Raw genomic sequence first — 18,882 nt, forward strand, 5'->3', positions numbered from 1 at the left:
ACCCGGGGATGGCTACGAGGTGTCCTCCAGCCACGCCCAGACGGCGCGGGCGGTGACGTCGGTCAGGGTCTGGGCCGGGCGGCTCAGGGCGGCCTTGGCACCCACGGACCCCACGAGCGACCATGCGCTGGTGAAGCCGAGCTCATCAGCACCAACTGACTCGACGAGCCCGGCGACCGCGATCACCGGCACCTGGTGACGGGCGGCCAGTGTGGCGAGGGCGACCGGCCCCTTGCCAAAGCGGCTCTGCTCGTCGAGCTTGCCCTCTCCGGTGATGACCAGATCAGCACCGGCCACTGCGGCCTCCATGCCGATCAGGTCCATGATGAGGTCGCCGCCGGGCTCGATCGTGGCACCCAGGAAGGTCACCAGGCCCCAGCCGAGACCACCCGCGGCTCCGGCGCCAGGCTGGTCGGCCGCAGCACCTCCGACGAGTCCCGACACGGTGGCCAGGCCACGCTCCAACGTGCGGACCTCGGCGGGACCGGCGCCCTTCTGCGGCGCATAGACCGCGGCCGCCCCGGCCGGCCCCAGCAGCGGGTTCGTCACGTCCGTGGCGGCCACAAACGTGGTCTGCGCGATCCGCGGGTCCAGTCCGTCCAAGTGCACCGATGCGACGTCGCGCAGTCCGCCTCCGCCGGCGCGCACGGGCGAGCCCGACGCGTCCAGGAACTGCGCCCCGAGGGCGGTGGCCAGCCCGGTCCCGCCGTCGGTGCACGCGACGCCGCCCAGCCCGACGACGATGCGGATCGCCCCAGCCGCCCAGGCTGCGCGGACGAGATCGCCGACCCCGCCGCTGCTGGCGGACAGTGCCGTCGCAGGCGTCGGGTCGAGCAGCTGCAGGCCGCAGATTTGGGCCGCCTCCAGCACGGCTGTCGCGTCTCTCTTGGCACCACCCCCCGCGTGCCCGGCGTGCCCAGCGTGCCCGGCGTGCCCGTCGAGCACCGCGAACTCCGCCTCGACGGGGTCGCCCAACGGACCCGCCCCGGTGCAGGTATGGCGGGTGCCGCCGGCCGCGAGCACAGCCTGAACCGTGCCCTCGCCCCCGTCGGCCAGCGGCACCTGCTCGATGACCGCGTCAGGGACGACCTGGCGCACCCCGGCCGCCATCGCCGCGGCCGCCTCGGGCCCGGCCAGCGTGCCCTTGAACTTGTCCGGCGCGACGACGACCCGGAGCGCGCGAGTCATCAGTCGAGCAGCTCGCGACAGACCTTCGCCAGGTCTGACTTGCCCTCGAACCCGATGCCCGGCAGCTCTGGCATCGTGATGTGTCCGTCCTCGACCACGCATCCGTCGGGGAAGCCGCCGAACGGCTGGAACAGGTCGGGATAGGACTCGTTGCCGCCCAGCCCCAGACCGGCTGCGATGTTGAGCGACATCTGGTGCCCGCCGTGCGGGATGAACCGGCTCGGGGACCAGCCGAGCTCGCCGAGCGCCTCGAGGGTGCGCAGATACTCCACCAGGCCATAACTGAGCGCACAGTCGAACTGGAGGTAGTCGCGCTCCGGGTCCATCCCGCCATACAGCCCCAAATTGCGGGCGTCCCAGTGGGAGAAGAGGTTTTCTCCGGTGGCGATCGGCAGGCCGCCGGCACGCCCGGTGACCGCACGGGTGCCGGCGTAGTCGAGCGGGTCGACGGGCTCCTCATACCAGAACAGGTCGTAGTCCTGCAGGGCGCTGAGATAGTCCAGCGCCTCCGCGGCACCGAAGCGACCGTTGGCGTCCACCATCAGGTGCTGGCCCTCGCCCAAGACGCTGAGCGCCCCCTCGATGCGGGTCAGGTCCTCCGCCAGGCTCGCGCCGCCGATCTTCATCTTCACCACGGTGTAGCCGCGGTCCAGATAGCTGGTCAGCTCGTCCTGGAGCCCTTGCGTGCCCTTGCCCGGGTGGTAGTAGCCGCCCGCCGCATAGACGAAGACCCGGGGGTCGGGGGTGCCGGACCCGAAGCGGTGCGCGAGCAGGTCGAACAGCGGCCTCTCCTCGAGCTTGGCGCGCAGGTCCCACAGCGCCATGTCGAGCACGCCGACGGCGACCGAGCGCTCACCGTGCCCACCGGGCTTCTCGTTGGTCATCATCGTGTCCCACGCGCGGTGCGGGTCGATCAGGCCGCTGTCGTCGTGCAGCGTCTCCGGGTCGGCCTCCATCAGGCGCGGCACGAACCGCTCCCGCATCAGCGACCCCTGGCCATAGCGGCCGTTGGAGTTGAAGCCGAACCCGACGACGGGGCGGCCGTCCCGCTCCTGATCGGTGATGACCGCGACCAGGCTCAGCGTCATCTTGGAGAAGTCGATGAACGAGTTGCGGATATTGCTGGCGATCGGGAGTGTGCGCTCGCGGATGTCGACGATCTTCATGGTCAGCGACCCCGGTCGAGCCGGGTCGGTGTCCCGGCCGCTCTGGTGAGCTTGTCCGGGTTGCGCACCAGATAGAGCGCCGTGACCAGGCCGGCCTCGATGCGCACGCTGGCCACCGTGTCGAGCACGCCGTCGCCAAAGAGTCGCAGTCCCGGTTGGCCGTTGACGGTGATCAGATCGAGGGTCGGCTGTCCGGGGTAGTTGCCGAAGACCGCGTCCAGGAAGCGCAGCACCTTGTCCGCGCCGTGGATCGGCCGCAGCGCCGCCTGCCGCAGCCCGCCACCGTCGGTGAAGAGCACGACGTCGGGCGCCAGCAGCTCCAGCAGCGGCTTCAGGTCGCCGCCGCCGGCCGCGGCGAGGAAGCGGCGCAGGACCTCCTCGGTCTGCTCCGTGGGCACCGGTGCGGGTCGCTGGCGGCGAACCGCCCGCCCCGCGCGACTGGCCACCTGACGCACGGCCGCCGGTGACTTGTCGGTCGCCGCCGCGATCTCGGCATACTCAAACCCAAAGACCTCACGCAGGATGAAGACGGCCCGTTCGGTCGGGCTCAGACTCTCCAGCACCATGAGCATCGCGGTGGACACGGAGTCGGCGAGCTCGACGTCCTCGGCGACGTCGGGGGCGGTCAGCAGCGGCTCGGGCAGCCACGGACCGACATAGCTCTCCCGGCGGCGCTGCATCGTGCGGATCCGGTTGAGTGCCTGGCGGGTGGCGATGCGCACCAGATAGGACCGCGGGTCGCGCACGGTGGCCAGGTCGACCTGCGACCAGCGCAACCACACCTCCTGCACCACGTCCTCGGCGTCGGCGGCGGAGGAGAGCATCTGGTAGGCGACCGTGAACAGCAGGTGGCGCTGCTCCTGGAAGGCCTCCAGCGACGCGTCGGTCATGAGCCCAACGGTGCCAGGTCGCAGGACTCGGCGAAACCCTGCGAGGTCAGCCCCAGCGCCGCGTTCGTGCGCGAGCGCAGGTTCTCCAGCGAGATCATCTCGGTCAGCTCCATCAGCGCCGCCGACCCGAGCTGCTCGTGCAGGCTGGTGACCATCTCGTCGGTGACCTCCAACGGAGTGACGCTCATCGCCTCGGCATAGGCCATCACCTCGCGCTCCAGCGGCGTGAAGACGGTGCTGTCGCGCCACACCGGGACCTGGCGGACCTTGGCCGTGTCGAGCCCCTCGGTGTGCGCCGTGAAATAGCCGAAGTCCAGGCACCAGGAGCAGCCGATCGTCGCGGACGAGGCCATCGTGGCATAGGCCTTCAGGTGCGGGTCGCACGCGGAGAGCGCCGCCATCCTGCGCTCGAACGCGAGCACCGCGCGTGTCATCCGGCGGTGGTGCAGGAAGACGTGGGCGATGTCCGGGACCTGGCCATAGGTCCGCCTCGCATAGAGCGTCAGCGCGCGGCCGAAGAGTCCGTCGAGCGGTGCCTTCGGGATCCTGAGGTTGCTGGGCATGTCGTCACTCCCTGCTGTCGGGCGGGTCCGGTCAACCCGCTCTCACCATGAGGACACCGGCCGGGCCAGATCTGTGACACGGCTCCGGCGAACCGGCTGAGGCCGACTCAGTCGTGGGCATAGAAGCTGTGGACCGCGGGGGAGTCGCTGAGGTCCAGGACCCGACCGCCGACCAGCAGGTGGACCCGCTGGCTCACCGCGCTGAAGCGGTCGTTGACGTGGCGCAGCGCGTCACGATAGGTCGACTCCGGCCCCGAGGTCGCCTCGCCGCCCCAGCCGACCTCGTCGGAGATGGCCACGATGTCGTGGGGGAGCGACTGATAGATGACGAGGAGGTCCTCGAGCTCCTCGTCGAGGCGGGCGATCGCTCCCTTGGTGGAGCGCCACAGGTCGTGCCGGTCCAGCAGCTGCCAGACCCAGTGCGAGAGCGTGTCGATGATGACGGGGTTGCGGGAAAAGATCATCGCCTGGGACAGCCCGGTCGTCACGACGGTCTGCCACGCCTCAGGGCGGGCTGCCTGCTGCTCCTCGACGCGGTCGGCCCAGGTCTGGTCAGGGGCCTCCTCCCGCTTGGGGCCGGTCGCCAGATAGGTCACGGTCTCGTGGTCGGCCATCAGGGCTGCCGCATAGTCGGATTTGCCATTGCGGGCTGCGCCCAGCACGAGAGTCGTTGCCATCAGCCATACCTTCACGGGGGAGAGATGCCTGCCAGACTAGTGGACTCGCGGCGAGCGGCGCAGGCCCCTCCCACCGCGGGTGGTCAGCGCCGGTCGAAGTCGTCCGGGCCGTGGCCCGAGAAGCCGTCCCGCGGGTCGTCCCGGAACTCGTCTAGGTAGTGGTCATGGGCCGCGTCGAGGCGGCGGTTGCGCGCCGCGGAGGCAGCCCAGGCGAGTATGCCGAGGAGCAGGACCACGCCGACCGCCCAGGCCCAGGGTGGGATGCCTGAGTCGGAGTCCTGGGTGGTGTCGGCCTCCCCGGGAGTGGGCTCGGCGTCCGTCGCGGTCGCCTCCGCATTCGTCTCGTCCTCGGTGCTCTCCTGCGACGTCGCGTCGTCCGTGCTCTCGTCCTCGGTGGTCGCGTCGGTGGTCTCCGCGGTGGCCTCCTCGGAGGTGGGCTCCGCGCTGGTCTCCGTGGCGCTCGGCTCCTCGGTGGCGTCGCCGTCCACGATCGGGATCTCGATCGGCTCGTCCGCGGCGAGCTGCTCGGGGGTCGGCTCGCTGACCTCGTCGCCGCAGCCCTGCTCCGGGAAGCCGGCGATCCCGCAGATCAGGCCGCTGTCGTCGGTGCGGATGTCCTGCACCGCCTGGACCAGGATCTCCTGTGACGTGGCGTCCTCGTCGGCGACGACGCACCGGGCGCTCGGCTCAGGCGGGGTCTCGCCCTCCGGAGCGTCGACGTCACGACCGGTGTCGAGCACCAGGCCGACCCGCTTCATCCCATCGGCGGCAGCGGTGCCCGCACAGAGGTCGTCAAAGCCCGGTGCGTCGCGAGGCACCCGCTCGTCGTCGTCGCCGGCGGAGAACGCGAAGCGATAACCGTCGACCGCGCCGTCCTCCGGCACCGCGGCGTTGGCGCCCTCGGTGGCAAAGTCCCACTCGCCGTCGTTGGTGAGCTGATAGAAGCCCCAGAACTGGTAGGCGACCGCATGCGCCGCCATCGGCGCCACCACTGCCACGGCCAGTGCGAGGACGCTCGCGCAGATCAGTCGGTAGAGGCGGGTCACCAACTGCTCAGCTCAGCGCTTGCCGCCGAGCAGTCCGCCGAGGATGTCGTCCAGGCCGAAGCCCCCGCCACCCTGAGGTGCCTTGCCGCCACCCACGGCGCTGCCGAGCAGGTCGCCCAGCAGGTCACCGACGTCACCCTGACCGGCTGGTCCGGTGGGTGCGGCCGGCTTCTGGGTGGGCGCCTGTGCGCCGCCGAGGATGTCGCCCATCGCCCCGCCGAGGCCGCCGCCACCGCTGAGCTTCTTGGCCAGGAAGGAGAGCACGATCGGGGCCAGAATCGGCAGCAGCTTCTTGACCAGACCGCCGCCACCGCCGCCAAGGCCACCGAGCTGGTTGACGACGGTCTCGCTCTGGTTGCCAAAGATGTGCTGGACGATCTTGGCGCCGTCGTCGGTGTCGATGCTGGACAGATCACCGGGGTTGCGGTCGACGTGCTCGCTCAGGGCGTTGGTCAGTGCGGCCTTGCCCTCGGGCTGGCGCGCGTTGGCACCCAGTCCGCCCATCAGGGCCGGCAGCACCTGCTGCACCGCCTGGGAGACCTGGCTCTCGTCCGCCCCCACCTGCTGGGCGAGCTGAGACATGGGGATGGCGGCGAGCAACTCGTCATACTGGCTCATCTTCGTTCCCTTTCCTGGTGACCCGAGCTGGGTCGTCCTGGGCCCGAGCCTAGAGACAATCCGGGGTTTCCGCCTAGTGTGGAACCCATGAGTGAAGTGTTCACATGGCGATACTGCGACGAGACCGGAGAAGCGATCCCGGACCTCGGACTCACCGGGGTGGCGTTCCCGACCCAGGCCGACGCGGAGGCCTGGCTCTCCGACGAGTGGCACATGCTGGCCGACGCAGGGGTGAAGTCGGTGACGCTGCTCAACGGCGACCACGAGGTCTATGGCCCGATGGGGTTGGGCCCCGCTGACCCTGAGTGACGCCTTCCCTGAGTGACCCCCTGGCTCGCCTCAGTGGCGGTGGGGGACCACGGGGTCGCCGCGCTTGATCTGCGGGCGGGGCACGCGCGACATCCGCATCTGCATGGAGCGGAGCGCGACATACATGCTCGTGCCCTTGGGTGCCTCGGTGCCGAACTCCTCGGCGACGCGGCGCTTGGCGCGGCGGGCGAGCAGCCAGGCGTCCATGACACCGACGGCCATCACGCCATAGACGACGGGCAGGATCAGGATCTGCGCCTGCGGGTTGTTGCCGCCCAGGAGCATCAGCATCAGCACGACCAGCATCAGCGGCAGCAGGAACTCACCGATGTTCCACCGGGCGTCGACCATGTCGCGCAGGAACCGCTTGACCGGGCCCTGGTCGCGTGAGGTGAGGTATCTGTCGTCACCGCGCATCATGCCCTCGCGGGCCTTGGCGCGCTCTGCCTTCTGTCGGGCCTTGACGTCCGCGCTCACCGCCTTGGAGTCGCCGACGAGAGGACGCCGGTTGGCGGCTTCCTGGTCGCGACGCCTGGGGGTCGGACGGTTCTTGGCGCCGGGCCGCGCCTCGACGGCAGGGGCGGGCTCGAGCTCGGGGGCAGGCTTCTTGCGGGGGAACACCCCACCACTGTATGTCGTGGGGCGGCTATCGTCGGCCATGTGACCTCTGAGATCCCCACCACTGCACCCCGTCCGGATGAGCGGCGCGCGGAACTGGCCGCGCGCGTGAAGGAGCTGATGCCTGGCGTCCGCTCCGACCTGGAGGCGCTGACCCGGATCCCTTCGGTGTCGCTCGACTCGTTCGACCAGCGGCACGTCGACGACTCGGCCCGCGCCGTCGCCGACCTGCTGCGGGCGGAGGGGATGGAGGTGCGCATCGTCCAGGAGGGTGGCCGACCTGCCGTCGTCGGCCACCTGCCCGGGCCGGAAGGCGCGCCGACCGTGCTGCTCTATGCGCACCACGACGTGCAGCCCCCTGGCGATGAGGCCGACTGGAACACCCCGATGTTCGAGCCGACCGAGATCGACGGCCGGCTCTATGCGCGCGGCATCGCCGACGATAAGGCGGGCGTCATGGCGCATGTGGCCGCGCTGCGGGCCCACGGCGGCAAGCCGCCTGTTGGCGTGACGGTCTTTGTCGAGGGGGAGGAGGAGATCGCCTCCGAGTCGCTGCCGACGATCCTGGAGCGGCACGGGGACAGCCTGCGAGCCGACGCGATCGTGCTGGCTGACAGCCAGAACTGGAAGATTGGCGTCCCCGCCCTCACCACGACTCTGCGCGGACTGGTGCGGGTCGTCGTGGAGGTCAAGGCGCTGGAGCACGGCGTGCACTCCGGGATGTTCGGTGGTGCGGTGCCCGACGGGCTGACCGCACTGGCCCGGCTGCTGGCGACGCTGCACGACGATGAGGGCAACGTGGCCGTCGCCGGGCTGAAGTCCTCCGAGGCGGCGGACCTGGACTACCCGGAGGAGGTCCTGCGCGCGGAGTCTGGCCTGGCCGAGGGAGTGCAGCCGATCGGCTCAGGCTCGTTCCTGTCGCGGCTGTGGACCAAGCCCTCGATGACCGTCATCGGCATCGATGCGCCGTCTGTCGCCAAGGCTGCCAACCTGCTGACGCCGGTGGGGCGGGCCAAGCTGTCCATGCGCATCCACCCCGCAGAGGTGCCGGGCACGGCATACGAGCTGTTGAAGAAGCACCTGGAAGACAACGCGCCGTGGGGGTGCCAGGTGAGCGTGACCCTGGACGACGAGGGGCCGGGCTTCGCGGCTGATGCGCAGGGGCCGATCTATGAGGAGGCACGTGCGGCGTTCCGCGACGCCTGGGACGGCACCGATCCGGTCGACATCGGGGTCGGCGGGTCGATCCCGTTCGTGGCCTCGTTCGCCGAGAGGTTCCCGGACGCCGCGATCCTGGTGACCGGCGTCGAGGACCCGGACACCCGCGCCCACGCCGCCAACGAGAGCCTGCACCTGGCCGAGTTCGAGCGGGTGTGCCTCGCCGAGGCGCTGCTGCTGGAGCGGCTGGGCGCGCTACCTACAGGAGGAACTGATGGCTGACCAGGGCAAGTATGTCGAGGAGTCGTTTGAGCGCGACACCCGCTACATCCCGACGCGGATCACGGCAGATGGGCGCGATGGGTTTGCGGTGGAGGCGGGGCGCTATCGCCTCGCGGTGAGCCGGGCGTGCCCGTGGGCGCACCGCACGACCATTGTGCGCCGGCTGCTCGGGCTGGAGACGGTGCTGTCGATGGCGGTTGCCGGGCCGACGCACGACTCGGACAGCTGGACGTTTGATCTTGACCCCGGGGGAGTGGACCCGGTGCTGGGCATCGCGAAGCTGAAGGAGGCCTACGAGGCGCGGCCCGACGGCTACAAGCCGGGCGTGACCGTGCCGGCGATCGTGGACACGACCACCGGGCAGGTGGTCACCAACGACTTCGCCCAGATCACCCTGGACTTCTCGACCGAGTGGACTCAGTTCCACCGTGACGACGCGCCGGATCTCTATCCCGAGGCGTTGCGCTCCGAGATCGACGAGGTCGCCGAGCTGGTCTATCAGGACGTCAACAACGGCGTCTATCGCTGTGGCTTTGCCGGGAAGCAGGAGTCCTATGACAAGGCCTATGACCGACTTTTTGCTCGTCTCGACTGGTTGACCGAGCGGTTGTCGGGGCAGCGCTATCTGGTCGGTGACACGATCACCGAGGCGGATATCCGGCTGTTCACGACGCTGGTGCGCTTTGACGCGGTCTATCACGGGCACTTCAAGTGCAACCGGTCCAAGCTGTCGGAGATGCCGGTGCTGTGGGCCTATGCTCGCGACCTGTTCCAGACGCCGGGCTTTGGCGACACGGTGAACTTCGACCACATCAAGGCGCACTACTACGCGGTGCACACCGACATCAACCCGACCGCCATCGTGCCCAAGGGGCCCGACCCCTCGGGCTGGCTAACGCCGCATGGGCGCGAGGAGCTGGGCGGCATGCCGTTCGGTGAGGGCACGCCTCCTGGCCCCGTCGCCGCCGGCGAGGAGGTCCCGCCGCTCGCCTGAGACGCGATCGGCCGGCGGCCGCGCTATTCACAGCTGCGTTCCGGTTCGGGGACCCCCGTCACACCCCACCATGCGGACGCTGCAACCGTTGGTCGCTATCTGCTGGCGGCGGTCATCCTGCTGGAGCGGCTGCGGTCACGGTTCTGGTGGTTCGCGGCCACGGCACTGGACGGTGCCTGGCTGATGACCTTCCCCGATCCGATCTCGGGTCCGGGTCGGAGATGGCGCGGCCGGACGTCGACCAGGCCGTGCGGACGGCTGGGTACGTGGGGTTTGAAAGTAGCAGGCTCTTCGGGAGCGGCTTCGTACCCTCCGCGGCTCGCGGATCTCTGCTGGTGGGTCACCGATGAACGTGTGGCGAGTTCCGATTCTGAGGGCGCTCGGGCCGCGTTGCACGAGGTCTTCACCGGTCCGCTTTGCGGCGGGCATCGGCACCTGCCCAACTAGGCAGGGGCTCGACGGGCGGGTGGTGCTCGCCGAGCAGGTGATAATCAACCGTATCCACGAACTGACCGAACCGGTGGCTGACGCCTGACCAGGTGGTCGTGCGCAGCGCGCTGCTCCCGCTCGACGACTGAGCGCGGAGTCAGCAGGCACGGCAGAGCGCGCTCCTGATGCGAGGCACCCTCAGCCGTGCTGTGGGTCAGCCCTTGGGACTGGCGGTGCTGGACTCGGTGTCCGCGCCTGGGGCAGGAGCGGGAACTGGCTGCTCGGAGGGAGTCTCAACGACGGGCTCCTCGACCCTCGCTGCGGGTTCCTCGTGGCTGGTGGGCTTGTCCACAGCAGGTGAATCGGACTTCTCTACTTCGGTGGCATCTCCTACAGTCCGTAAAGCATTGGGGACGTTGTCCGCGCACCAATCGGTCTTCTGTGGAGAATCGATTTCAGCTATCAGCACGCCGTTGTAGTAGAACTTTACACCGTTGGCGTTACTACCGGCTGACAACCACACGCCGGCTGTGCATGACTGCTCCTGCGCCGGAGGCACAGGGATGGTCAGGACGAAAGGGTCGTCAGTCCCGTAGTAGACGAACGGCTTATCGGAATTGTTCTCGATCTCAAAGGTGAAGGTGGGTGGGAGTTGTGTGCCCTCCGCGCACCTGTTCGTGATGCAGAAGCCGAGGAAATAGGCATCAGTGTTGGACACGCGGCACGAGTCACCCGTGACTCCGAGTTCCAGACAGGATGGCGGGGGGCCTTCGTGCGAGTGAGCCATGACCGGCGCTGCAGAGGCGACGGCCACGACGGGCACCGCCCACGCAGCACCCTTCACGATCGTGCGGCGTGCGGGCCGCAGGCCGCCCTGGGTGGTGGCGGTCTCGTTGCTAGCCATGCGGGTTCCCCTCACAACATCGGACTGGGTCATCAGATCACAGCGTACCCATCTGTGGGCCTACGTCAAGCGTTTCCCATGTTTTGGTCAAGGACAGGCAAAGTGACCTGCGTCACGTGCAAGGATCTACGGTCGACCATCGAGACCCTGGCAGGGGGCGAGGTCTGCGCGTCCGTGGCCGACCAACAGGCGCCGCGCCCACATGTCGTAACCTTCCTGGGGTGCCAGGCCCCCGGCCTGGACGACTCCCACCAAGGCCCAGGAAGGCAATCCGATGACCTCCGCAGACAGGACCATCGAGGACGCAGCAACTGACGACGCCGCCGTCGGCGACGCCCTCGCTGCGTCCACGTCCGACGCCTCGCTGGCCCGCACCATCGCGCGCTCCGCCCAGATCGAGACCGAGATCGACCAGGACCCCAGCAAGTTCCGCGTCCTCACTGGCGACCGCCCGACCGGCAACCTGCACTTGGGCCACTACTTCGGCACGCTGCGCAGCCGCGTCCTGCTCCAGCAGCGTGGCGTCGAGACGTTCATCCTCATCGCCGACTACCAGGTGATCACCGACCGCGACGGCGTCGGTCCGATCCGCGAGCGCGTCTACTCCGTGCTGGCCGACTACCTGGCCGCAGGCCTGGACCCCGAGCAGACCACGATCTTCACGCACTCCAGTGTGCCGGCGCTCAACCAGCTCATGCTGCCCTTCCTGTCGCTGGTCACCGACTCCGAGCTGCGGCGCAACCCCACGGTCAAGGCGGAGTTTGAGGCGACCAGCGGCCGACCCATGTCGGGGCTGCTCCTGACCTATCCCGTCCACCAGGCTGCCGACATCCTCTTCTGCAAGGCCAACATCGTGCCGGTCGGCAAGGACCAGGTGCCCCACCTCGAGCAGGCGCGGCTCATCGCCCGCCGGTTTGAGGAGCGCTATGGCCGCGCCGACGCCGGCCAGCCCGTCTTTCCCGCCCCCGACGCGCTGCTGTCGGAGGTCACCAACCTGCTCGGCACCGACGGCACCAAGATGTCGAAGTCCAAGGGCAACACCATCGAGCTCGGCATGGACGCGGACACCACGGCCAAGATCCTCAAGAAGGCCGTCACCGATGCCGACCGCAACATCACGTTCGACCCGGTGAACCGCCCCGAGGTCTCCAACCTCGTCCTGCTTGCCGCGATGTCCAGCGGCCGCGACCCGCAGGAGATCGCCGCGCAGATCGGCGACGGGGGTGGCGGCACGCTCAAGAAGGTCGTCACCGAGGCGGTCAACGAGCACTTCGCGCCGATCCGCGCCCGGCGCGCGGAGCTCGCCGCCGACCAGGGCTATCTCGAGTCGGTGCTGGCGCGCGGCAACGCCCGGGCCAACGAGATCGCCGACGCGACCCTGGATGAGGTCCGCACCGCCATGCAGATGACCTACTGACATGCGGGTGGTCCTGGCCACGGGGGAGTATGCCGACACGCCCGGCCCACTCGCCGCGGCGGTGAGGTTGGCCCAGGGTTGGCGACGGACCGCTCCCGCTGACCAGGTGGTCGTGGCGCCGGTCTCTGACGGTGGGTCGGGCTTCATCGAGGTGCTGGCACACGCGCTGGACGCGCAACCGGCGCCGGTCGTCGTCACCGGGCCGCTGGGGGACGAGGTTCCGGCCCAGGTCCTGCTGCACGAGGACGCCGCCTATATAGAGGCGGGACAGGCTGCCGGGCGTCACCTCGCGGCTGACGTGCTGGCCGGTGCGGACCAGGCGACGCTGCAGGGACTGACCAGTCGGGGCGTGGGCGAGCTGGTCGCGGCGGCGTTGGAGGCCGGGGCTAGCCGGATCGTGCTCGGCTGCGGTGACCTGGCCAGCCATGACGGCGGCGTGGGCTTGTTGCAGGCGCTGGGCGCGGGGGAGGACCTGACTGATCTGCCGGCCGTGCGCGATCGGCTGCGCGGCACGACACTGCTGCTGGCGCACGCGTCAAACATGCCGCTCACCGGCTTCCACGGCGCGAGCGCGGCGCTGGGCGTCGAGCACGGCGTCCCGGCTGACGTGACCCAGCAGCTCGAGGAGGCGATGGGGCTGCTCACCGAGCAGGTCAACCGGGTGCTGCCGCCGCGCAAGGACCTGCTCACGGGGCACCGGATCCGCCCCGAGCGGGCTGACGGGGCAGGCGTGGGTGGGGGAGTCGGCTATGCCGCGATCCTGCTCGGGGCCCGACCCGTGAACGGCGCGACCTTCGTGATCGAGGAGATCGGCCTGGCCGACGTGCTCCCCGGCGCCCTCGTGGTGGCTGGCGGTGCGGCATACGACTGGAACACCGTGCACGACGGCGTGATCGCCGAGGTCGCCCGCGCCGCGCTCGAGGTCGGCTCCCCAAGCATCGTGCTGGCTGAGCGGATCGAGGTCGGCCGCCGCGAGGGCATGGCGCTCGGTGTCTCTGCGTCCTATAGCCCGCGCGACGGCGAGGGGCTGGACGACCTGGCCGAACGCATCGCGCGCACCTGGTCGCCGCAGCGCTGACCCGTGCACGTCCTGCCGGCGGTGGGCTAAAGCCCGGGGTGGGTGGTTGTTCTTTCCGCGATGAGCCGTAGTCTGGATGCAGGGAACAACAGCGCCGAGACTGCTGTTGCGCCCGATAGCAGGTTTGCCGAGAGGACAGGACAGACAGATGAGCGTGCAGGACACAGAGACCCAGACCACGGAAGCCACCACCGCGGAGCACGGCGTCGTCTTGACGCCGCTGGCCGCCGACAAGGTGAAGTCCCTCCTCGCGCAGGAGGGGCGCGACGATCTGCGCCTGCGCATCGGCGTGCAGCCGGGCGGTTGTTCCGGCCTGATCTATCAGCTCTACTTCGACGAGCGCACCCTCGACGGTGACCTCACCTCCGAGTTCGACGGTGTCGCGGTCGTCGTCGACCGGATGAGCGCCCCCTATCTCGACGGCGCGTCCATCGACTTCGCGGACACGATCGAGAAGCAGGGCTTCACGATCGACAACCCCAACGCGGGCAGCTCCTGCGCCTGCGGCGACTCCTTCGGCTGAGTCGCGACCACACGCGAGACGGCTGGTTCCCCACGCGGGGACCAGCCGTTCTGCGTTTCCGCGATAGGTTGCGGCCGTGAGAATCGCTGTCTGCGGGTCCATCGCGACCGACCACCTGATGACCTACCAGGGGCGCTTCGCCGACTCCCTGGTGCCCGACCAGCTCGCCAAGATCTCGGTGTCCTTCCTCGTGGAGGACCTGCAGTTCCGGCGCGGTGGCGTCGGGGCCAACATCAGCTTCGGGATGGCCCGGCTGGGGCACCAGCCCGTGCTGGTCGGCTCCGTCGGCGAGGACTTCGCCAGCTATCGCTCCTGGCTCGAGCGGCACGGCGTCAACTGTGAGCACATCCACGTCTCGGAGGTGCGCCATACGGCGCGGTTCGTCTGCACCACCGACGAGGATATGGCCCAGATCGCCTCGTTCTATGCGGGGGCGATGAGCGAGGCCCGCGGCATCGAGCTCGGACCGATCATGTCGGCGGTGGGTGGCCTCGACCTGGTGATGGTCAGCCCCGACGACCCGCAGGCGATGCTGCGCCACTCCGCCGAGTGCCGCAGCCGCCAGATCCCGTTTGCCGCCGACCCCAGCCAGCAGCTGGCCGTGATGGACGGCGCCTCGATCCGCCAGCTCGTGGACGGTGCGACCTATCTGTTCACCAACGAATACGAAGCCCACCTGACCGAGCAGAAGACCGGCTGGTCGGCCGAGGAGATCCTGGACCGGGTCGGCACGCGGGTGATCACCCGCGGCAGGGACGGTGCCACGATCCTGCGTCGCGGGCAGGAGCCAATCGAGGTGCCGATCGCCGCCCCCGTGGAGCGGGTCGACCCGACCGGAGTCGGCGACGGCTTCCGAGCCGGCTTCCTCGCGGGCCTGGCCTGGGAGCTCCCGCTCGAGCGGTGCTCCCAGCTCGGGTCGACGCTGGCCAGCTTTGTGCTGGAGACCGTCGGCACGCAGGAATACACGTTTGACGCCGACGAGTTCCTCGCCCGCTTCACCGATGGTTATGGCGCGGAGGCCGGGGCCGAGATCTCGGCCCACCTGGCCTGAGTCCCATGCCGATCGAGCCGCCTCCCACCCAGTGGCACCTGGATCTCAGCCAGGCCGAGCCGGGGGAGGACCTCATCGGCGTCGGTGCTGACCTGGAGCCCGGGACGCTGCTGACGGCCTACCGCTCCGGCATCTTCCCGATGGGGCTCGGCGTCCGGGGCCGCGGGACACTGGGCTGGTGGTCACCCGACCCGCGCGGTGTGCTGCTCCCCGGTGACCTGCGGGTGAGCCGGTCGTTGCGGCGCTCCTGCGCGCGGTTCGAGTTCCGTGTCGACACGGCGTTTGCCCAGGTGGTGGCCCAGTGTGCGGCCCCGGGCCGGAAGGGGCGTTGGATCACACCTCCCATCGAGCAGGCGTATGTCGAGCTGCACCGGCTGGGGTGGGCCCACTCGGTCGAGACGTGGCTGGGTGGCGAGCTGGTGGGCGGCCTCTATGGCGTCGCGGTGGGGGGCCTGTTTGCGGGGGAGTCGATGTTCCACCGGGTCACGGACGCCTCCAAGGCCGCCCTGGTGCACCTGGTGTCGCTGGTGTCCCCGACCGATGCCCTCATCGACGTGCAGTGGAGCACCGACCACCTGGCCACGCTGGGGGTCACCGAGGTGAGCCGCACGGCATACCTCGGGCTGTTGTCCGACGCCGTGCGCCGACCCCTGCCGGCCGCTTTTGCGACTCTCTCCCGCTGAAACCACGTGTCCCAGGCGTCTCAACATGCCACGCACGACGGACCCGACATTTCGTGTCCCACCCTGCCCGCCCTCGTGGACCGCAAGGGGGTAGGCTCTGGCGTGGAAAACCATGGCTCGATAGTGAGGTGCGCATTGCAACGGCAGACTGCTCCGGCCCGTCGCCGCAACACGAGGCTCGGCCGCCTCGGCCTGATGGCTGCTCTGGCCCTGGTCCTCAGTGGCTGCGGGGCCGAGTTCCAGCGTGGCTACCTCCCCGAGCCGGTGACCGAGATGGGTCCGCGGATCGTCGGTTTCTGGAACGGCACCTGGATCGCCGCCCTGGCTATCGGTGTCCTGGTGTGGGGCCTGATCCTGTGGTGCGTCGTGGCCTACCGTCGCAAGAAGGACGAGACGGGGCTGCCGGTGCAGCTGCGTTACAACGTCCCCCTCGAGATCCTCTACACCGTCGTGCCCGTGCTCATGGTCGCCGTCCTGTTCGGCAAGACCGTTGACCTGCAGCACGACATGGTCGACACCTCCCAGCCCGCCGACGTCACGGTCAACGCGATCGGCAAGAAGTGGTCCTGGGACTTCAACTACGTCGAGGACCAGGCGCACATCGTCGGCACGCAGGCGCTCGGCCTGAGCAAGGGCGAGGAGGGGCTCCCGGAGACCCTGCCCACCCTGGTGCTCCCGGTCGACTCGCGCATCGAGTTCGTGCTCACCTCGCGCGATGTCATCCACTCGTTCTGGGTGCCGCAGTTCATCACGAAGCTGGACATGCTGCCCGGGCGCGTCAACACCTTCCAGGTCGTGACGACCACTGAGGGCGTCTTCCAGGGCAAGTGCGCCGAGCTGTGCGGCGCCTACCACTCGCAGATGTTGTTCCAGGTCGAGGTCGTGTCCCAGGCGGAGTATGACGAGTTCATCGCCGACCTGAAGGCCAGCGGCGGCGAAGGTCTGCTCGGCAACGAGTACAACCTCTATGGTCTGCACGAGGGGGAGCCGGCCAAGCTGCCGGCCGAGCTGCTCGAGGACTACGACGCCTCGCTCGAGGAGGAGGACAACTGATGGCCATCACCACCACGCGGCCGTCGGGGCCGATCGTCCCGGCTCGGGAACCGGGTCAGCCCAAGGAGAGTCTCGGCAAGCTGCTCGTCAAGTGGATGACGACGACCGACCACAAGGTCATCGGCAACCTCTATTTCGTCACCACGGTGCTCTTCTTCATGCTCGGTGGTGTGCTCGCGCTGATCATCCGCCTGGAGCTGTGGACCCCTGGGCTGCAGGTGGTGGACAACCCCGAGCAGTTCAACCAGATGTTCACGATGCACGGCACGATCATGTTGTTGCTCTTTGCGACACCGTTGTTTGCCGGCTTCGCCAACGCGATCATGCCGCTGCAGATCGGTGCTCCCGACGTGGCGTTCCCGCGGCTCAACATGTTTGCCTTCTGGCTCTTCCTGTTCGGTGGTCTGATCACCGTCAGCGGCTTCCTCGCTCCCGGCGGTGCCGCTGCGTTCGGCTGGTTCGCCTATATGCCGCTGGCCGGCCCCGCGCACAGTCCGGGCGTCGGCGGTGACCTGTGGGTGATGGGTCTGGCGATGACCGGGTTCGGCACGATCCTGGGTGCCGTCAACTTCATTACCACCATCGTCTGCATGCGCGCACCGGGCATGACCATGTTCCGGATGCCGATCTTCACCTGGAACATCCTGGTGACCTCGATCCTCGTCCTCATGGTCTTCCCGGTCCTGGCCGCCGCCTTCTTCGGGATGGCTGCCGACCGAATAGTCGGGGCAGAGGTCTTTAATCCGGAACACGGCGGAGCCATGCTCTGGCAACACCTGTTCTGGTTCTTCGGCCACCCCGAGGTCTACATCATTGCCCTGCCGTTCTTCGGCATCATCACCGAGATCCTGCCGGTGTTCAGCCGCAAGCCGGTCTTCGGCTACAAGACCCTGGTCTTCGCCACGGTGGCCATCGCCGCCCTGTCGGTCAGCGTGTGGGCCCACCACATGTATGCCACCGGCGCTGTGCTGCTCGAGTTCTTCGCGATCATGACGATGCTGATCGCGGTGCCCACGGGGGTGAAGTTCTTCAACTGGGTCGGGACGATGTGGGGCGGCCACCTGACGTTCGAGACGCCCATGTTGTGGTCCCTCGGCTTCCTGGTCACCTTCCTGTTCGGTGGTCTGACCGGTGTCATCCTGGCCAGCCCGGTGCTCGACTTCCATGTCACCGACTCCTACTTCGTGGTTGCGCACTTCCACTACGTGGTGTTCGGCACCGTGGTGTTCGCGATGTTTGCCGGCTTCTATTTCTGGTGGCCCAAGTTCACGGGCCACATGCTCGACGAGAAGCTCGGCAAGCTGCACTTCTGGATGCTGTTCTTCGGCTTCCACGGCACGTTCCTGATCCAGCACTGGCTGGGCGCGATGGGCATGCCGCGTCGCTACCCGGACTACATGCCTGAGGACGGCTTCACCTGGATGAACCAGCTGTCCACGGTCTCAGCGCTCCTGCTGGGAGCCTCGATGCTGCCCTTCCTGTATGCCGTGTGGAAGAGCTTCCGCACGGAGAAGGTCCAGGTCGATGACCCCTGGGGCTATGGCGCCTCGCTCGAGTGGGCGACATCCTGCCCGCCGCCGCGGCACAACTTCAACGAGATCCCCAGGATCCGTTCGGAGCGGCCAGCGTTCGACCTGCATCACGCGAACGTCGCGACGATGGAGTCTGCCGAGCCGGACAAGGGCGTCCTGGAGACGCTCCTGGGTGGTCCGGACACCGACCCGCAGGGCCGTCAGGGCACCGTGACAGGTGGCACCGAGGGCAAGGACGACCCCGACACGTTCGACGGAGACCGCCGATGAAGGTTGAGAGCAAGCTCTTCTGGTATCTGGTCGCCTTCTTCGCGATCGTCGCGGTGATCTATGCCTACTTCACCGGCATGGGTGAATGGGTCGGCATCCTGGGCCTCGGGCTGACCGCGACCATGTGCGCGATGATCGCGTGGTATCTCGCCAAGTCCGGCCGCACCGTCGACTTCCGCCCAGAGGACAACCCGGACGGTGAGATCGCTGAGCAGGCGGGCCCTTATGGCTTCTTCAGCCCCCACTCGTGGTGGCCGCTGTGGCTGGGCGCCTCCCTCGGACTGCTGGTCCTCGGCGTGGCGATCGGCTGGTGGATCGTCATCATCGCGACGCCGTTCGTGGCGATCGCCAGCGTCGGCTGGGTCTTTGAGTACTTCCACGGCGAGAAGGCCATCTGACGCCTCCTGCGCCTCGCTGAGCGGCCGCTACACCC

20 protein-coding genes are annotated in these 18,882 nt (G+C 68.7%); 11 read left to right on the forward strand and 9 right to left on the reverse strand.

Annotated elements, in window-relative coordinates; genetic code table 11:
• Positions 1 to 12: 12 nt before the first annotated feature.
• From NF557_RS06355 to NF557_RS06385, 7 genes are all read right to left on the reverse strand, one after another.
• Positions 13 to 1,188, reverse strand: a complete 1,176-nt coding sequence (locus tag NF557_RS06355; protein WP_252622740.1) for a glycerate kinase — start codon at positions 1,186 to 1,188, stop codon at positions 13 to 15.
• A complete protein-coding gene (locus NF557_RS06360; RefSeq protein ID WP_280923984.1) occupies positions 1,188 to 2,354 on the reverse strand; it encodes a mandelate racemase/muconate lactonizing enzyme family protein in 1,167 nt (388 codons plus the stop codon). Before NF557_RS06360 ends, NF557_RS06355 begins: the two co-directional genes overlap by 1 nt.
• Before the next feature lie 2 nt (positions 2,355 to 2,356).
• Positions 2,357 to 3,244: an RNA polymerase sigma-70 factor gene (locus tag NF557_RS06365; protein WP_252622742.1), complete on the reverse strand. Its 888-nt coding sequence runs from the start codon at positions 3,242 to 3,244 to the stop codon at positions 2,357 to 2,359.
• Positions 3,241 to 3,807 carry a carboxymuconolactone decarboxylase family protein gene (locus NF557_RS06370; protein WP_252622744.1) on the reverse strand — a complete coding sequence of 189 codons (567 nt, stop codon included), beginning with the start codon at positions 3,805 to 3,807 and terminating at the stop codon, positions 3,241 to 3,243. The genes NF557_RS06365 and NF557_RS06370 overlap by 4 nt, the downstream gene beginning before the upstream one ends.
• Positions 3,808 to 3,914: 107 nt before the next feature.
• Positions 3,915 to 4,484, reverse strand: coding sequence for a bifunctional adenosylcobinamide kinase/adenosylcobinamide-phosphate guanylyltransferase (locus NF557_RS06375; RefSeq protein ID WP_252622746.1), 570 nt, complete (start codon positions 4,482 to 4,484; stop codon positions 3,915 to 3,917).
• A gap of 83 nt (positions 4,485 to 4,567) precedes the next feature.
• Entirely contained in the window at positions 4,568 to 5,530 is a 963-nt protein-coding gene (locus NF557_RS06380; RefSeq protein ID WP_252622748.1) for an SCO2322 family protein, read from the reverse strand.
• A 12-nt stretch (positions 5,531 to 5,542) separates the two neighbouring features.
• A complete protein-coding gene (locus NF557_RS06385) occupies positions 5,543 to 6,148 on the reverse strand; it encodes a DUF937 domain-containing protein (protein ID WP_252622750.1) in 606 nt (201 codons plus the stop codon).
• An 87-nt stretch (positions 6,149 to 6,235) separates the two neighbouring features.
• On the opposite strand from NF557_RS06385, the gene NF557_RS06390 reads away from it, so the two are divergent.
• Positions 6,236 to 6,457, forward strand: a complete 222-nt coding sequence (locus NF557_RS06390) for a hypothetical protein (RefSeq protein WP_252622752.1) — start codon at positions 6,236 to 6,238, stop codon at positions 6,455 to 6,457.
• Positions 6,458 to 6,487: 30 nt separating this feature from the next.
• Here the strand turns inward: NF557_RS06390 and NF557_RS06395 are convergent, their stop codons facing one another.
• Positions 6,488 to 7,078, reverse strand: coding sequence for a DUF3043 domain-containing protein (locus tag NF557_RS06395; protein WP_252622754.1), 591 nt, complete (start codon positions 7,076 to 7,078; stop codon positions 6,488 to 6,490).
• 39 nt (positions 7,079 to 7,117) lie between these two features.
• Here NF557_RS06395 and NF557_RS06400 point away from each other — a divergent pair, with 39 nt between their 5' ends.
• Both NF557_RS06400 and NF557_RS06405 read left to right on the forward strand, forming a co-directional pair.
• The gene (locus NF557_RS06400) at positions 7,118 to 8,515 is read left to right on the forward strand and encodes a dipeptidase (protein ID WP_256855749.1); all 1,398 of its coding nucleotides are present in this window, start codon (positions 7,118 to 7,120) and stop codon (positions 8,513 to 8,515) included.
• Positions 8,508 to 9,509, forward strand: coding sequence for a glutathione S-transferase family protein (locus tag NF557_RS06405; RefSeq protein ID WP_252622756.1), 1,002 nt, complete (start codon positions 8,508 to 8,510; stop codon positions 9,507 to 9,509). The genes NF557_RS06400 and NF557_RS06405 overlap by 8 nt, the downstream gene beginning before the upstream one ends.
• A 643-nt stretch (positions 9,510 to 10,152) precedes the next feature.
• Here the strand turns inward: NF557_RS06405 and NF557_RS06410 are convergent.
• Positions 10,153 to 10,875, reverse strand: a complete 723-nt coding sequence (locus NF557_RS06410; RefSeq protein ID WP_252622758.1) for a hypothetical protein — start codon at positions 10,873 to 10,875, stop codon at positions 10,153 to 10,155.
• Positions 10,876 to 11,116: 241 nt separating this feature from the next.
• Between NF557_RS06410 and trpS the strand changes: the two genes are divergently transcribed.
• From trpS to NF557_RS06450, 8 genes are all read left to right on the forward strand, one after another.
• A complete protein-coding gene (trpS, locus tag NF557_RS06415; protein WP_252622760.1) occupies positions 11,117 to 12,259 on the forward strand; it encodes a tryptophan--tRNA ligase in 1,143 nt (380 codons plus the stop codon).
• Between the two features lies 1 nt (position 12,260).
• Positions 12,261 to 13,337: a glycerate kinase gene (locus tag NF557_RS06420; protein ID WP_252622762.1), complete on the forward strand. Its 1,077-nt coding sequence runs from the start codon at positions 12,261 to 12,263 to the stop codon at positions 13,335 to 13,337.
• 148 nt (positions 13,338 to 13,485) lie between these two features.
• Entirely contained in the window at positions 13,486 to 13,860 is a 375-nt protein-coding gene (locus NF557_RS06425; protein WP_252622764.1) for a HesB/IscA family protein, read from the forward strand.
• A 76-nt stretch (positions 13,861 to 13,936) separates the two neighbouring features.
• Complete coding sequence (locus tag NF557_RS06430; protein ID WP_252622766.1) at positions 13,937 to 14,911, forward strand: carbohydrate kinase family protein; 975 nt, start codon at positions 13,937 to 13,939, stop codon at positions 14,909 to 14,911.
• A gap of 5 nt (positions 14,912 to 14,916) precedes the next feature.
• Positions 14,917 to 15,594 (forward strand): leucyl/phenylalanyl-tRNA--protein transferase, encoded by a 678-nt coding sequence (gene aat / locus NF557_RS06435; RefSeq protein ID WP_252622768.1) that lies wholly within the window; start codon positions 14,917 to 14,919, stop codon positions 15,592 to 15,594.
• Between the two features lie 195 nt (positions 15,595 to 15,789).
• The gene (gene ctaC / locus NF557_RS06440) at positions 15,790 to 16,647 is read left to right on the forward strand and encodes an aa3-type cytochrome oxidase subunit II (protein WP_252622770.1); all 858 of its coding nucleotides are present in this window, start codon (positions 15,790 to 15,792) and stop codon (positions 16,645 to 16,647) included.
• Positions 16,647 to 18,449, forward strand: coding sequence for an aa3-type cytochrome oxidase subunit I (gene ctaD, locus NF557_RS06445; protein WP_252622772.1), 1,803 nt, complete (start codon positions 16,647 to 16,649; stop codon positions 18,447 to 18,449). Before ctaC ends, ctaD begins: the two co-directional genes overlap by 1 nt.
• Positions 18,446 to 18,847 (forward strand): cytochrome c oxidase subunit 4, encoded by a 402-nt coding sequence (locus tag NF557_RS06450; RefSeq protein ID WP_252622774.1) that lies wholly within the window; start codon positions 18,446 to 18,448, stop codon positions 18,845 to 18,847. Before ctaD ends, NF557_RS06450 begins: the two co-directional genes overlap by 4 nt.
• The last annotated feature ends 35 nt before the right edge of the window (positions 18,848 to 18,882 follow it).

It is taken from the genome of Ornithinimicrobium cryptoxanthini, from assembly GCF_023923205.1.
In the GTDB taxonomy this organism is placed as follows: domain Bacteria; phylum Actinomycetota; class Actinomycetes; order Actinomycetales; family Dermatophilaceae; genus Ornithinicoccus; species Ornithinicoccus cryptoxanthini.

Bases quoted from the DNA above. Each gene is read 5' to 3' on its own strand.
- NF557_RS06375 (WP_252622746.1), bottom strand. From the start codon at position 4,484: ATGGCAACGACTCTCGTGCTGGGCGCAGCCCGCAATGGCAAATCCGAC.
- trpS (WP_252622760.1), top strand. From the start codon at position 11,117: ATGACCTCCGCAGACAGGACCATCGAGGACGCAGCAACTGACGACGCC.
- NF557_RS06360 (WP_280923984.1), bottom strand. From the start codon at position 2,354: ATGAAGATCGTCGACATCCGCGAGCGCACACTCCCGATCGCCAGCAAT.
- NF557_RS06405 (WP_252622756.1), top strand. From the start codon at position 8,508: ATGGCTGACCAGGGCAAGTATGTCGAGGAGTCGTTTGAGCGCGACACC.
- NF557_RS06420 (WP_252622762.1), top strand. From the start codon at position 12,261: ATGCGGGTGGTCCTGGCCACGGGGGAGTATGCCGACACGCCCGGCCCA.
- NF557_RS06355 (WP_252622740.1), bottom strand. From the start codon at position 1,188: ATGACTCGCGCGCTCCGGGTCGTCGTCGCGCCGGACAAGTTCAAGGGC.
- aat (WP_252622768.1), top strand. From the start codon at position 14,917: ATGCCGATCGAGCCGCCTCCCACCCAGTGGCACCTGGATCTCAGCCAG.
- NF557_RS06390 (WP_252622752.1), top strand. From the start codon at position 6,236: ATGAGTGAAGTGTTCACATGGCGATACTGCGACGAGACCGGAGAAGCG.
- ctaD (WP_252622772.1), top strand. From the start codon at position 16,647: ATGGCCATCACCACCACGCGGCCGTCGGGGCCGATCGTCCCGGCTCGG.
- NF557_RS06365 (WP_252622742.1), bottom strand. From the start codon at position 3,244: ATGACCGACGCGTCGCTGGAGGCCTTCCAGGAGCAGCGCCACCTGCTG.
- NF557_RS06450 (WP_252622774.1), top strand. From the start codon at position 18,446: ATGAAGGTTGAGAGCAAGCTCTTCTGGTATCTGGTCGCCTTCTTCGCG.
- ctaC (WP_252622770.1), top strand. From the start codon at position 15,790: ATGGCTGCTCTGGCCCTGGTCCTCAGTGGCTGCGGGGCCGAGTTCCAG.
- NF557_RS06425 (WP_252622764.1), top strand. From the start codon at position 13,486: ATGAGCGTGCAGGACACAGAGACCCAGACCACGGAAGCCACCACCGCG.
- NF557_RS06370 (WP_252622744.1), bottom strand. From the start codon at position 3,807: ATGCCCAGCAACCTCAGGATCCCGAAGGCACCGCTCGACGGACTCTTC.
- NF557_RS06385 (WP_252622750.1), bottom strand. From the start codon at position 6,148: ATGAGCCAGTATGACGAGTTGCTCGCCGCCATCCCCATGTCTCAGCTC.
- NF557_RS06410 (WP_252622758.1), bottom strand. From the start codon at position 10,875: ATGACCCAGTCCGATGTTGTGAGGGGAACCCGCATGGCTAGCAACGAG.